12 protein-coding genes are annotated in these 13,729 nt (G+C 62.7%); 9 read left to right on the top strand and 3 right to left on the bottom strand.

Features of this window, described 5'->3' with window-relative positions:
* On the bottom strand, window positions 1-707 hold a 707-nt coding region (locus KA184_19820; protein MBP8131832.1), incomplete at its 3' end, for a hypothetical protein.
* A 218-nt stretch (window positions 708-925) separates the two neighbouring features.
* Between KA184_19820 and KA184_19815 the strand changes: the two genes are divergently transcribed.
* The 9 genes from KA184_19815 (at window position 926) to KA184_19775 (ending at window position 12,711) form a co-directional block, all read left to right on the top strand.
* Window positions 926-2,683, top strand: coding sequence for an SUMF1/EgtB/PvdO family nonheme iron enzyme (locus tag KA184_19815; protein MBP8131831.1), 1,758 nt, complete (start codon window positions 926-928; stop codon window positions 2,681-2,683).
* Window positions 2,684-3,006: 323 nt separating this feature from the next.
* Window positions 3,007-4,530, top strand: a complete 1,524-nt coding sequence (locus KA184_19810) for a caspase family protein (GenBank protein MBP8131830.1) — start codon at window positions 3,007-3,009, stop codon at window positions 4,528-4,530.
* Window positions 4,531-5,046: 516 nt separating this feature from the next.
* Window positions 5,047-5,226, top strand: a complete 180-nt coding sequence (locus KA184_19805; GenBank protein ID MBP8131829.1) for a hypothetical protein — start codon at window positions 5,047-5,049, stop codon at window positions 5,224-5,226.
* Between the two features lie 30 nt (window positions 5,227-5,256).
* The gene (locus KA184_19800; protein ID MBP8131828.1) at window positions 5,257-6,894 is read left to right on the top strand and encodes a caspase family protein; all 1,638 of its coding nucleotides are present in this window, start codon (window positions 5,257-5,259) and stop codon (window positions 6,892-6,894) included.
* Window positions 6,895-7,067: 173 nt separating this feature from the next.
* Window positions 7,068-8,981: an SUMF1/EgtB/PvdO family nonheme iron enzyme gene (locus tag KA184_19795; protein MBP8131827.1), complete on the top strand. Its 1,914-nt coding sequence runs from the start codon at window positions 7,068-7,070 to the stop codon at window positions 8,979-8,981.
* Between the two features lie 90 nt (window positions 8,982-9,071).
* Window positions 9,072-9,419 carry a diversity-generating retroelement protein Avd gene (gene avd / locus KA184_19790; protein MBP8131826.1) on the top strand — a complete coding sequence of 116 codons (348 nt, stop codon included), beginning with the start codon at window positions 9,072-9,074 and terminating at the stop codon, window positions 9,417-9,419.
* A complete protein-coding gene (locus KA184_19785; GenBank protein ID MBP8131825.1) occupies window positions 9,416-10,474 on the top strand; it encodes a group II intron reverse transcriptase domain-containing protein in 1,059 nt (352 codons plus the stop codon). The genes avd and KA184_19785 overlap by 4 nt, the downstream gene beginning before the upstream one ends.
* Complete coding sequence (locus KA184_19780) at window positions 10,363-10,725, top strand: SUMF1/EgtB/PvdO family nonheme iron enzyme (protein MBP8131824.1); 363 nt, start codon at window positions 10,363-10,365, stop codon at window positions 10,723-10,725. Before KA184_19785 ends, KA184_19780 begins: the two co-directional genes overlap by 112 nt.
* Window positions 10,726-10,896: 171 nt before the next feature.
* The gene (locus KA184_19775; GenBank protein ID MBP8131823.1) at window positions 10,897-12,711 is read left to right on the top strand and encodes an SUMF1/EgtB/PvdO family nonheme iron enzyme; all 1,815 of its coding nucleotides are present in this window, start codon (window positions 10,897-10,899) and stop codon (window positions 12,709-12,711) included.
* Between the two features lie 208 nt (window positions 12,712-12,919).
* Here KA184_19775 and KA184_19770 read toward each other — a convergent pair whose 3' ends face one another.
* Both KA184_19770 and KA184_19765 read right to left on the bottom strand, forming a co-directional pair.
* Window positions 12,920-13,528 carry a DUF5615 family PIN-like protein gene (locus tag KA184_19770; protein MBP8131822.1) on the bottom strand — a complete coding sequence of 203 codons (609 nt, stop codon included), beginning with the start codon at window positions 13,526-13,528 and terminating at the stop codon, window positions 12,920-12,922.
* A 65-nt stretch (window positions 13,529-13,593) separates the two neighbouring features.
* Window positions 13,594-13,729 (bottom strand): DUF433 domain-containing protein (locus tag KA184_19765; GenBank protein MBP8131821.1); only part of this gene is annotated, 136 nt, incomplete at its 5' end.

Raw genomic sequence — 13,729 nt, 5'->3', positions numbered from 1 at the left:
ACCATGCCCATCAGGCAGGCGTCGAAGCCCAGCAGCTCGAATCGAACGCCGGACTGTTCCAGCGCCTCGCGCACCTCTTTGGTGTACAAGGTGTTGCCGCTCTCGTCGTCGCTGCACACGGCGCGGACGCCCGGAGTGGGGATGAAACCCAGCCCCCGCGAGTCCCGCGCGCCGCGCGATGCGCCCCGCGTGAAATCGTTCAGCTCGCGCCAGCCGCCGCCGTGGTTCCAGAGAATGAGGGCGTACCGCTGCGCGGGGAACGTCGCCGCGCATGCCTTCACGAAATCGCGCAGCGTGGCCGGGTCGCCTGAGTCGATTTCGCCCAGGTCCTGGCAAGTGGAGCACGGGTCCAGCGATTGCACCCCCGGCTGCGGCGCGTGCTGGACCAACGCCAGCCGCCCCGTGGACCAGCCGCCGCCCTGGCTCCAGCGGTCCACCAGCGCGACAACCGTGACCTGTTCCGACGAGCCAGCCGCCTCCATCTCCTCGACGTCGCCAAGGGCGTACCGGTCCAGATTGTTGTCCGCCGCGAAGTAGACCATGACGGTCCAGGCGGACTCGCTTCGAGCCGAAAGCGTTTGCGCGCTTTCAGGCTGGCTCACTTGCCCCGGAGCATCGTTGAACAACGCTTCCAAACCCGGCTGCGCGGAAGCCCCGCCCATGCACAGGCAACAGGCAAGTACCAATGGCCACCTCAGGCACCTCATCCTGCCGGTCTCCCCGTTCACGTCAAACGGACTCCCTTCCGTGTCCCCTTATTCATCGACCCCGCATGCCGCCATATGCTAGCAGATGGAATGATGTTCCACAATCAGACCGCCGCGTTGTCCATACGCAACCCGTGCGCGGCTGCCGCAAGCCGCTTTACGGCCTTGAGGCATCGCCAACGCTGTGATATATACTCGCCGTGATGGAGGGTAAATCAATGAGCCGGGGGCCTATTGCGGCAGTTGCTGTGGTCATGACACTGGTGTGCGTGGTCTCCGCCGCGCAGGACCGCGGCGGCGGGGGCACGGCCGCGCCGCCGCCCGGCGGCTCCGGAAGCGCGCGCGTGGCACTAGTGGTCGGCAATGCCGCTTACCCGGACTCGCCTTTGCGCAATCCTGTGAATGACGCGACGGACATGGCCGCGGCCCTGGAAAGGCTCGGTTTCGCTGTCATGCTTCAAAGCGACGTAGACCAGCAGCGCATTGAAACAGCCATCCGCGAGTTCGGCGACAGAATCGCCGGGGCGGCGGCGGCGCTGTTCTACTATGCGGGGCACGGTATCCAGGTCGAAGGCCACAACTACCTCGTGCCCGTTGGGAAGGCCATCGAGGCGGAACACGAAGCCAAGTATTTCTGCGTGGACGCGGGGCTTGTGCTCGAAAAGATGCAGGACGCAGGTGCACGAGTGAATATCGTCATACTGGACGCTTGTCGCAACAATCCGTTCGCGCGCAGCTGGCGCAGCAGCACGCAGGGTCTCGCCCCCATGGAAGCAGCGCGCGGCTGTCTTATCGCTTATGCCACGGCGCCGGGCAAGGTCGCCGCCGACGGCACGGGCCGCAACAGCGTGTATACCGCCAGCCTGCTCAAGCATCTCGAACAGAACGACCTCGACATCCTAAAGTTGTTCATGACCGTGCGCAACGAGGTGTTGCAGGCAACGGACGATGCGCAAATACCCTGGGAGAACACGTCGTTGACAGCGGAGTTCTATTTTGTGGCTCGTCCGTATGTCACAGGTCCGGGCGCGGGCGAGACACGCCCGCCGACCGTGGTTGCGCCGACATCCCCGCCGGCCGAGGAACCCAATCCGGGTGAACTGTGTATGTTCGAAGGCGGTGAATTCGCGTGGATACCGCCGGGAAACTTCGAAATGGGCTCAAGTCTGACTCCGGAACAGGTTATTACGATGTGTGATGGCTACAAGGAGGTGCAGTCGGAGCTCGAAAACGAACACCCGCAGCATGCGGTAACGCTAACGCGAGGGTTCTGGATGGGCACAAGAGAGGTTTCAGTGGACCGATTCCGGACGTTCGTGGACGCGACGGGGTATGAGACAGACGCCGAGAAAGCAGGTCAAGGCGCTGTCTATGACATCGAGGAACACGGGTGGCTGCTGTCGGCGGGGGCAACTTGGCGCAATCCTCACAGGGAAGTTGAGGAACGCGAACCCGTCGTTCTCGTTAGTTGGAATGATGCAACGGCATATTGTCAATGGTTGAGCCAGAAGACTGGGGATACCTACCGGTTGCCGACAGAAGCGGAATGGGAATACGCATGCCGCGCGGGCACGAATACAGAGTGCTGGTGGGGCGACCGGATTGAAGACGGGACAGGCTGCATGAATTGTGCGGATGAGACGAAACGGCCGGACGGGAAGCAGTGGGTGTGGCGATTGCCGTTTTCGGACGGGTATTGGAATGTGTCGCCAGTGGGAAGCTTCAAGGCAAACCCATGGGGCTTATATGACACAATCGGAAATGTGTGGGAGTGGTGCGCAGACCTATATGGTGGCTATCCGTCCGAAACAACAACTGACCCGAAAGGAGCCCGAACGGGCGACTACCGCGTGACCCGTGGCGGGTCCTGGGGCTGCTTTCCATGGGGCTGCCGGTCGGCGTGCAGGGATTATCAGTCCGCTAAAAACGCGGCGGACAGCCTCGGATTTCGAGTGGTTCGTCTCGCCTACCCGTGATATTGGACCCTTGATGCTGCGCTGTTTACGCATTAATATCTTAAAGTATGGCTTCTATCAAGAACAGAAAGAAGTTTTTAAGCGACCTGCGTAAGCAATTGTAGCACAAGTACTTATAATGTGTGAAAACTATTGGATTTCTTTGGATTCTCTGGGTTGTGGGCAACGTCCACGTCAGCTTTTCAACTCTCAGTACACACTGACCATATTTCTTGTCTGTCTCGTTTCGGCATCTCTTGCGGCCTATGCATGGTAAGATAACGCCAAGCATGTGAACATTTCGGAGCATAAGGTGTCTGTATCAGGAGGGAGGCCGGATACATATGCGCATTAAAGTCATGTTTTCTTTCCTCGCGGCCTTGTCGCTTGTTGCGGGGGTGTTTGCCCAGCAACGCGGTGCGGGAGGCGCCGAGGCGCCCGCATCGTCGGACTGTCAGAAATGGGCCGTGATTATAGGGGTCGGCGACTACGAGGACCCCGGGCTCTCTGATCTGCCCAACACGGTACGCGACGCCACGGCAGTTCGGGATGCGCTGCTCGGTGTGGCCGGTGGCTTTGACCCCGGCAACGTTGTACTGATGACCCCTGATGCCTCCGAGCCGATGCACCGGCCGACTCGCAGCAAGATACTGGGCATACTCTCACAATGGGTAGGCCTGACCGGGCCCCAGGACACGTTGCTGGTGTATTTCGCAGGTCACGGTATGGAAGACGGCGACCGGCTGTATCTGATGCCGCAGGATGCCATTACGGCCGATGTCGCGAACACGGGCCTGTCGTACAGCCTGTTCGAGAGTAAACTCGACGAGGCCACCGCAAAATGCAAAGTCGTTATTCTCGACGCATGTCATTCCGGCGCAGGCCGGGGCGCCGCCACGATGACGCCGGGTATGATGCGCGACATAGAGAGGTACTCCGAGGGCAAGATTACACTTGCCTCTTGTCAGCAGAGCGAGGTCAGCCACGAATACGACCGGGAGGAGCACGGGGCATTTACCTGGTTTCTCTTGGACGGACTGCGCGGCTCGGCCGATGAAAACAAAGATTCGCTCATCGGCGCGCTTGAATTGAGCCGCTACGTCTTCGAGCAGACGCGCCGTTGGGCCGCCCAGAAAGCCCTTCGACAGACACCGCGGCTGCTGGCGGATATTTCGGGCGACGTGATTCTAGCGCGGGCCGGCACAATGCCCACGCCGGTCCCGGCGCCTCCTCAGACGTCCGCTGCCACGGACGCTGCTGCCATTACGCAGATTGTTTCCGTCATCACGCCCACGTACGTTCGCGTCCGTGATTCCCTTGAACGTGGAGTGGACTGGAAACTCATGGAAGGCAGTTTCAACGATTTCATGGACGGCACGGAACTGGACATGATTCAACGTGCCGCCGACTTGGGCGTGCCACAAGGGCAAGTCTTGCTGGCTTTCTGCTACTTGGCCCCGCATCCCAGCCTGACGCTCGACGAAGACAAGGCAGGGGGGCTTTTGCTTGAAGCGGTGAAGGGCGGTGACTCTCTGGCGGAACTGGGACTGGGGATGGCCTATTCGGAAGGGTGGGGTGTGCCGGTTGACTCTGCCAGGTGCAGGCAATGGCTCGAGAAGGCGCGCGGCAAGGGAAGCACATTTGCCTCGATCATGTTGGCCCTCGAATACTGGGATTCAGACCCGGCAAGAGCCGTCGAGTATGTACGAGAAGCAGCAGACAGGGGAAATGCGCTCGCCATGGCAATGCTTGGTAGCTGCTATCGGGACGGTTTCCAGGTGCGCAAAGACAAAGCCGAAGCCGACCGCCTCTACCAGAGGGCCGAGGCCATGGGTCTGGATATCCGGGAACTGCTCGATGAACACTGAGTTTCGTAACGCAAGATAGCCGTGGGGTCGGGGTGTATTTCGGCCATCTCGTGGTGTGTCACGTTATTCGAAAAGGAAGACGCAATCAACAAATACGGGAGACCGGCCAAGGTGCCTTTCCGCAACATGAGAATTCAGACGAACAACATTACAACATTACAGCGTTGCTTATGGTTCTGCTGCTGAAACCAGCATTGGCGCTGTCGAACCAGGACCGCGGCGGCGGGGGCACGGCAGCGCCGCCTGGCGGCTCCGGCGCCCATACTGTGAGTGCCGCTTTGCTTGCGGGGTAGTTCCGCCCGTGATAGTCTTTTGACATGAAGCGAAACGTCTACATTGAGACGAGCGTTGTAAGCTACTACGTGCGGCGGCCTCGGGGATGGACTTTATTGTCACCTGGAATTTTTCGCACATGAACAACCCGTTTACGAAAATGAGGATACGCCAGACAGTTGAAAATGCGGGATATGCCTGCCCCGAGATTGTTTCCCCCGATACGTTTCTGGAGGAAGACTCATGAAAGACCCCTATGTCGCGGAGGTGCGTGCGCACCGCATGGAGCACACGCGGTTGTTCGGCGGCGACCTGCATCGCATCTGTGAGGACTTGCGGCGGTTTCAAGCCACTCTCGGCCAGCGGGTCGTGACCCCGAAGCGCCGAAAGACACAACAGCGAAAAAATCCGGGGCGGCGGTAGTCTCTTGCCCGCGCGGAAGGAGGGACCTCCATGAGTCGGCGGTCAATCGCCTTTGGCATCATGTTCTTGGCGGCCGTGTGCCCCGTCTTCGCCGCGCAGGACCGCGGCGGCGGGGGCACGGCCGCGCCGCCGCCCGGCGGCTCCGGAAGCGCGCGCGTGGCACTGGTCATCGGCAATTCGGCCTATGCAGCTTCGCCGCTGCGTAATCCGGTGAACGACGCGAACGCGATGGCCGAGGCGCTGCGTGCGTGCGGGTTCGAGGTGACCGTCAAGACCGACTGCGACCTCGAAACGATGGAGAAGGCCGTGACCGCCTTCGGCGAACGCATCCGCGGCGCGGGCGCGGCTCTGTTCTACTACGCGGGTCACGGCATGCAGGTGAATGGTGAGAACTATCTCGTTCCGGTGACGGCGCAGCCGGAATCCGAGGACGAGGTGAAGTTCCGCTGCACCAACGTGGGCCTGGTCCTGGCTAAGATGAAGAACAGCGGCGCATCGGTCAATCTGCTCATCCTGGATGCCTGCCGCAATAATCCCTTCCCGCGCAGCGTCCGCACCACAGCCGCGGGTCTGGCCACGATGGAGGCGGCGAAGGGCGTGCTGATCGCCTACGCGACCGCGCCTGGCTCGGTTGCCGCGGACGGCGACGGCGAGAACAGCGTTTACACGGCGAACCTGGTGCAGTACCTGCGGCAGCCGGGGCTGCCCGTGGAAGAGGTATTCAAGTCCGTACGCGCCGATGTGTCGCGTCAGACCAACGACGCGCAAATCCCCTGGGAGAACACCTCGCTGGTGGGGCGCTTCTATTTCACGGAGCCGCAAACGGCAACGACCACGGCCGCATTGCCGCCGCCGCCGGATGCCGCGCCGCTCGTCGGCGGGTTGCAGGTCTCGGTGAATGCGCCGCGAGCTACGGTGTACGTGGACGGTCGCGAAGCGGGCACGGCGACGTCGTCCAAGCCGTTCGAGCAGTCGAACCTGCCCGCGGGCACGGCTCAGGTGACGGTGCGCGCCGACGGCTACGAAGACCATACGGAAACGGTGAGCATCGAGCCGGGCAAGTGGACGCAGAAGCCGGTGGTGCTGGCCAAGGCCAGCGTCGTGCAACCGCCGGAACCTACGCGCCAGCCCGCGGTGGTTGCGTCGGAAAACACGTCTGATGTGTTCCGGGTTCGAGTCGAATGCAGTAAGGGCGTGTTTGTCATCGAATGCCACAAGCAATGGGCACCTCTTGGAGCCCAGCGGTTTTATGACTTGGTTTGCAGACAGTTCTACGACGGAGCGGCATTCTTTCGTGTCGTGCCTGGGTTCGTCATCCAATTTGGAATTCCAGCTGACCCGCAAGTTGGAGCGCAGTGGGACGATTCTGAGCTGCCCGACGACCCAGTTCGACAAACGAACGCGGCCGGCACGGTGAGTTTCGCGTCGGGTGGCGAAAACACACGCACGACGCAGCTTTTCATTAACATAGGTAACAACGCGAAGCTGGACAGCATGGGCTTCGCCCCTATTGGCGAAATTGTAGAAGGCATGGACGTTGTCAAGGCGATCAACGCAGAATACGGAGAGCGCCCCGATCAGGGACGTATCCGAAGGGAAGGAGCGTTTTACCTTAAAGAGAATTTCCCGCGTCTGGATTTCATCCACCACGCAACAATTGTTCCCTAGCGTCTCGCGTCCCACCCTTCAAGATGTGCGGTGGAAACAGCGTGTCTGCGGGAACGTTGGACGGGTATCTTGTCGGCCGAAACAACTCTTTTTGTACTCCACGCGGGTCATGCTTTGCGGCGAGACAAGCCTCGAAGGGTGCGCATTGCGCGTAAGATGAGGTGTTGCAGACTATGTGTCGCTTCGGGTGTTCCGTATATGCGTGTCTGGGGCTGTTTCTTATCTGCGGTGCGGTCTTCGCCGCACAGGACCGCGGCGGCGGGGGCACGGCCGCGCCGCCGGTGGCGGCTTCGAGCGGCGCGCGAGTCGCCTTGGTCATCGGCAATTCAGCCTATGCGTCCGCGCCGCTGCGCAACCCGGTCAATGACGCGAACGCGATGGCCGAGGCGCTGCGTGCGTGCGGGTTCGAGGTCACGTTGAAGACCGATGCGGGGCTGCGCGCGATAGAGGAGGCTATCGACGCGTTCGGAGACCATATCGGTGAAGGTGGAACGGCGCTCTTTTACTATGCGGGCCACGGCCTTCAGGTCGAAGGACGCAACTACCTCGTTCCCGTCGATGCGGCCATGAAAGCGGAGAAGGACGCGCGTTACGAATGCGTCGATGCCGACCGCGTGCTGGTGCGCATGGAAAGCGCCCGCGCGGGCGTGAGCCTCGTCATCCTTGACGCCTGCCGTAACAACCCCTTTGAGCGCAATTTCCGCACGGGCGCCGCGGGGCTCGCATCGATGAACGCCGCGGACGTCGCCGTGGGCTGTCTCATCGCATATTCGACCAGCCCGGGCAAGGTGGCCGAGGACGGCAGCGGCGCGAACAGCGTCTATACCGCAAGCCTGCTCAAACAGTTACAGGTGCCGGGCCTGCCCGTCGAGGAAGTGTTCAAGCGCGTGCGCGCGGAGGTATTGCAGACGACCGCCAGCGCACAGAAACCCTGGGAAAGCACCTCGCTCACGGGGAGTTTCTATTTCCGGGCGCCTGCGGGCGGCCCCGGACCGGCGTCGTCCGATGCGCCGCCGCCGCCTGTGGCGCCGTCGCTGCTGGGGCATCTGCAGGTGGCGGTGAATGTGCCACGAGCGACGGTGTATGTGGACGGCCGCGAAGCGGGCACGGCGACGTCGTCCAAGCCATTCGAGCAATCGAACCTGCCCGCGGGCACGGCGCAGGTGACGGTTCGCGCCGAGGGCTACGAAGACCATACGGAAACGGTGAGCATCGAGCCGGGCAAGTGGACGCAGAAGCCGGTGGTGCTGGCGAAGGTCAGCGTCGTGCAGCCGCCGGAGCCTACGCGTCCGCCGTCGGTGACCCAACCCGCCCAGCCGCCGCAGGTGACGGTCACGACCGGCCAGCCAAAGCCCGGCGACGTGCAGACGGTGGACCTCGGCGGCGGCGTGACGCTGGAACTGGTCTGGTGCCCTCCGGGGACGTTCACGATGGGCAGCCCGGAGAGCGAGGCGCAGCGCGATGACGATGAGACGCAGCATCAAGTTACACTTACGCGGGGCTTCTGGCTGGGCAAGTACGAGGTGACGCAGGGTCAATGGGAGCGGGGGATGGGAAACAACCCGAGCGGTTTCAAGGGCGACCCGCGTTTGCCGGTGGAGTCCGTATCCTGGGAGGATTGTCAGGAGTTCCTTGATAAGTTGAACGGCCGCGTGAGCGGGGGCGGTTTCCGCCTGCCGACGGAGGCGCAGTGGGAGTATGCGTGCCGCGCGGGGACGACGACGCCATTCCATTTTGGTCAGACGATTTCAACGGAGCAGGCGAACTACGACGGCAACGATACCTACGGTAATGGCCGTAAGGGTGTCTATCGGGAGAAAACAGTGGTAGTGGACAGTTTTCCGTCGAACGCGTGGGGCCTGCACGACATGCATGGAAACGTATGGGAATGGTGCTCGGACTGGTATGGAGACTACTCGTCCGGCTCCGTGACTGACCCTGCGGGCCCGGCATCGGGCGAGTACCGGGTGGTGCGTGGCGGCTCGTGGGGCAACGCTCCCAGAAGCTGCCGTTCGGCGCGTCGCATCAGCGTCACCCCGGGCAGCCGCCTCGCGGGCTACGGGTTGCGATTGTTGCGGACTCCGTAACCCTGTGTACTGTAGCCCTGTTGCCCTGTGCTCTTTTGCTCTTTACCCTTATCGCGCGCGTAGCGCGCGATCAAAATTTTTTGGCGTTCCATGACCGAACAAGAACTGCCCATAATTCAGCGGTCTTATGACCTGCTCTTATGGTTGATTCCGCGGGTCAACGCGTTTCCGCGCGACTACCGGTTTGTGCTCGGCGACCGTATCGAGGCGCGCTTGCTGGACATCCTGGAAAAGCTGATCCGTGCCCGATACCGGCGTGACAAGCTGGGGCTGCTCGAGGAAATCAACGCGGACTTGGACGTGGTGCGTTATCTCATCCGCATGTGCAGAGACTTGGGCCTGCTCGACGTCCGGCGCTATGAATACGCCACGGGCGGCATCAATGAAATCGGCGAGAGCCTGGGCGGCTGGATTCGCCAACAGAGAAAGCAGCAATGAAGCGTGTTGGCAGCCTCTTCTGGCGGGTAACGGCGTTCGAGAACCTGTGCGAGGCCGCGCGGCTCGCCCAGCGTTCGAAGCGGTTTCGCGAGGACGTGCTTGCCTTCAACTACGGGCTCGAAGGCCAGCTTCACGGCCTGCGTGACGAACTGCGAAACAAGACATACGTCCCCGGGCCGTATCGTACCTTCGTAATCTTCGAACCGAAGCGCCGCTTCATTTCCGCGGCGCCCTACCGAGACCGCGTGGTGCACCACGCCCTCTGCAACATCATTGAGCCCGTGTTCGACGCCGCGTTCATCGATTCCTGTTACGCGAACCGGAAAGGCAAAGGCTCTCACAAGGCGCTGGACCATTTCGTGTCCCTGGCGCGCCGGTATCGCTACTGCCTGCGCGCCGACGTCGAGAAGTATTTCCCAAGCATGGACCATTGCGTGCTCAAGGCAATCATCCGGCACAGAATAAAGTGCCCGGACACGCTGTGGCTGATTGAACTGATTCTGGACCACAGCAACGAACAGGAGCCAACAGGCATCTACTTCGAGGGCGACAGCCTGTTGACGCCCGCGGAACGCCGCCACGGGCTGCCTATCGGCAACCTCACCAGCCAATTATGGGCGAACGTTTACCTGAACGGCGTGGACCATCGCTTGGCCTGCGCCTACGGGGGCCGCCGTTATCTGCGCTATGTGGACGACATCGCGTTGTTCTCTGATGACCCACGGGAATTGGAGGAGGCGCGCGGCGCGCTGGATGCGTCGCTTGCCGCATTGCGACTGCGCTTGCATCGGGCAAAGACCCAGATTCTGGAAGTTGCGGACGGGGTTAATTTCCTGGGCTTTCGCGTGCTGCCGGACCGTGTCCGTCTGCGCCAGGACAACCTGCGGCGGGCCCGGCGCCGCATGCGCCAGATGCAGGAAGACTATCGCAGGGGCTTGATTTCCTGGGCCGGGGTCAAGGAATCGCTCCAGAGTTGGAATGCGCACGCCGCTTACGGAGACACGTGGCGCCTGCGCGAACGGGTATTCGACTCCCTGCCTTTTGTCAGGGGTTGAAGAAGGGACAGGCACTCCGGGTGGTGCGTGGCGGCTCGTGGAACAACAATCCCAGAAACTGCCGTTCAGCGAATCGCAACAACGACACCCCGGACAACCGCAACACGAACAACGGGTTGCGATTGTTGCGAGCTCCTGATAGCCGGAGTCGCGCGGCGGGAACCGCGCGAGTGTGCGCCGGGAGTCCAGACCTGTTCCCGCGACGGCGCGTGCGCCGTCCAAAGAAAGAACCGGCCGGGGCGGGCTGGTAGGTCAACGCCGAAGGTCAGCCCCGGCCCTTGCCTTGCCGAAAGCATGGGCAAGATGCCCATGCCACGGCGCCGCGGGCGTCCCGCCCGTGCAAGAAGGGCATGCGCCTCGCCGGCCCTTGAGCACGCGACACCGGCATGGTATATATAGGGGCGTTACCGGAGGATAGACGCATGAACCGGGGGCGCCTTATCTGTTGTCTTCTGTGTCTTGCGCTGGCGTGCGCCGGCGCCGCGGCGCAGCGCGGTTCCGGGGGCACGGCGGCCGGACCCGCGCCGCAGAAGTGGGCGGTGCTCGTCGGCGTGGGCGACTACGAGGACAGCGCGTTCGGCGACCTGCCGAACGCGGTGCGCGACGCGGCGTCCGTCCGCGATGTGCTGACCGGCGCGCCGGAGGGTTTCCCCGCGGATAACGTCGTGCTGCTGTGCGACGGCGCGCCGGACCCGATGCACCGGCCCACGCGCAACAACATCTTGGCCGTGCTCGGGCAGTGGGTGCAGCTTGCGGGCCCCGAGGATTCGCTGCTGGTCTATTTCGCGGGCCACGGCGTGGATGTCGAAGGGCGGCTTTATCTCGTGCCGGGCGACGCGCGCCAGGGCGACCTGGAAAACACCGCGCTGCCCTTCGCGCTGTTCGAGCAGAAGCTGGACGGCTCCGCCGCGAAAAGGTCGCTGGTTATCCTCGACGCGTGCCACTCGGGCGCGGGCCGCAACACGCCCACGATGACACGGGGCATGATGTCGGATATCGAACGTTTTTCCGAGGGCCGCATCACCATCGCGTCGTGCCAGGTGAACGAACTGTCTCACGAGTACGAGGACCAGGGCCACGGCGCGTTCACGTGGTTTCTGCTGCAGGGTTTCCGCGGCGAGGCCGACAGCGACGGCGACGGCCGGATATCGGCGCTGGAAATCAGCCGTTACACCTTCGAGCAAACGCGGCGCTGGGCCGCGCGCACCGGCAAGAGCCAAAACCCGCGCCTGCTCTCCGACATCTCCGGCGACATCATCTTGGCGCGTCCGTACGCCACCGGCCCCGGCACGCAAGCGCCTCGCCCGCCGGTGGTGGTGACGCCCCCGCCACCGCCGCCTCCGCCGAAGGAGCCTGAGGCGGGCGAGGTGCGGGTGTTCGAGGGCGGCGAGTTTGCGTGGATACCGCCTGGGACCTTCGAGATGGGCTCGAAGCTGAGCCCTGAGCGGGTCATCGCGACGTACGGCGGCGACGCGGAATGGAAGGAGTTTCACGAGGATGAGCACCCTCGGCATACGGTGACGCTGACGCGGGGATTCTGGCTGGCAACGAAGGAGGTGACGGTGGGGGAGTTCCGGGCCTTCGCGGACGCGGCGGGCTACCAGACCGACGCTGAGAAAGGCGGCTCGGGTTATACGTACAGTCTTGATACGGGTCAGTGGGGGGATACGAAGGGCGCGTCGTGGCGGAATCCGGGCTGGGCCTTGGAGGACCGTCAGCCGGTGGTGCTGGTGAGTTGGAACGATGCGGTGGCGTATTGCGAGTGGCTGAGCCGGAAGACGGGTGAGACGTACCGGCTGCCTACGGAGGCGCAGTGGGAGTATGCGTGCCGCGCGGGTACGGATACGGAGTTCTGGTGGGGCGACCGCGCCGAGGACGGGCGGGGACGCCTGAACGGCGCGGACGAGACGCAGCTGCCGAACGGAAAGCAGTGGACTTACCGCTTCCCGTTTTCGGACGGGTACTGGAACGTGTCGCCGGTGGGGAGTTTCAAGGCGAACCGCTGGGGTCTGTCCGACATGCACGGGAACGTCTGGGAATGGTGCTCGGACTGGTTTGGGGACTACGCGAGCGGCTCCGTGACGGACCCTTCAGGCCCGGCGTCTGGCGAGCGCCGGGTGGTGCGTGGCGGCTCGTGGGTCAACTCTCCCAGAGGCTGCCGTTCAGCGTATCGCTACTACGACCCCCCGGGCTACCGCTACACGCTCATCGGGTTGCGATTGTTGCGGACTCCGTAACCCTGTGTACTGTAGCCCTGTTGCCCTGTGCTCTTTTGCTCTTTACCCTTGTCGCGCGCGGAGCGCGCGATCAAATTTTTTTTGCGACAAGCGGGGCTCGGCGTCTTGGCTGGCGGCTCGTGGAACAGCGATCCCACGAACTGCCGCGCAGCGGCCCGGAACGGGAACAAGCCGGCGAACCGTAACGGCAACAGGGGTTTGGCTCGTTTTAACTCGTTCCGAAGTTGCACTTGGGAACGCATTTTTCTGAAAAGCTTTGCTTTGTATTATCCTGTCCCCCTCCCTGCGCTCCCGATACCAGGTCTGGCAGGAAGGGACGCATCCGCCGCTTATCCAGGGCGACGAGATGTTGTCTCAGAAGACCGCGTACGTCCCTGAGAATCCGGTCCGGAGGGGATACGTGGACACGCCTGAACATTGGCGGTGTGGGTGACGCATGCCGCCCGTTCTCCTGAGGATAATGTCCATACGAAGAGTGGTCCCCGCATGGCAAGGGCCCGGTACGCGACAGCCGCCGATTACCCGTCATCGCGCGGCAGCAGCGGGCGTACGCGCAGGGCGCGGCTGGTGGCTGTGACGAAGTGTCCGGGCGCCGCGCGTTCCATGGCGGCAAAATGCTGCTGGACAAAATGGAGGACTCCTGGCGAGACACGGTGCGCAGGCGAAGCAGTATGATGCCCGCGGCGCCGCGCCCTTGCCGGAACACGAGATCTCCAAAGTCCTTGCCGGCGGTCAACAATACCCGGTCCGACTCCGCGGCCATGCGAAGCACGTCGGTATCAGACGCGCCCCGGTCTGTTTCGCGGACACTAAGCACGTCATGGCCTTGTCCGCGCAACTAACCAACGAGAAATGGTTCGATATTCTCGTCGGCCAGTATTTTCACGGTGCTTTTCCGGCAAGGAATACGGCCTCGTCGGATGCGAGGCAGGCGGCCGCATAGCTCTGCGCGGCGCGGATGTGTTCCGGGCACAGTTCGGGATAGGCTTCGAACAATTCTTCGGCGGACCAGCCGTCG

The sequence above is a fragment of the Candidatus Hydrogenedentota bacterium genome, from assembly GCA_018005585.1.
Classification (GTDB): domain Bacteria; phylum Hydrogenedentota; class Hydrogenedentia; order Hydrogenedentales; family JAGMZX01; genus JAGMZX01.
The sequence above is the reverse complement of the archived record's forward strand: the minus strand, read 5'-3'. Positions and strand labels throughout refer to the sequence as shown.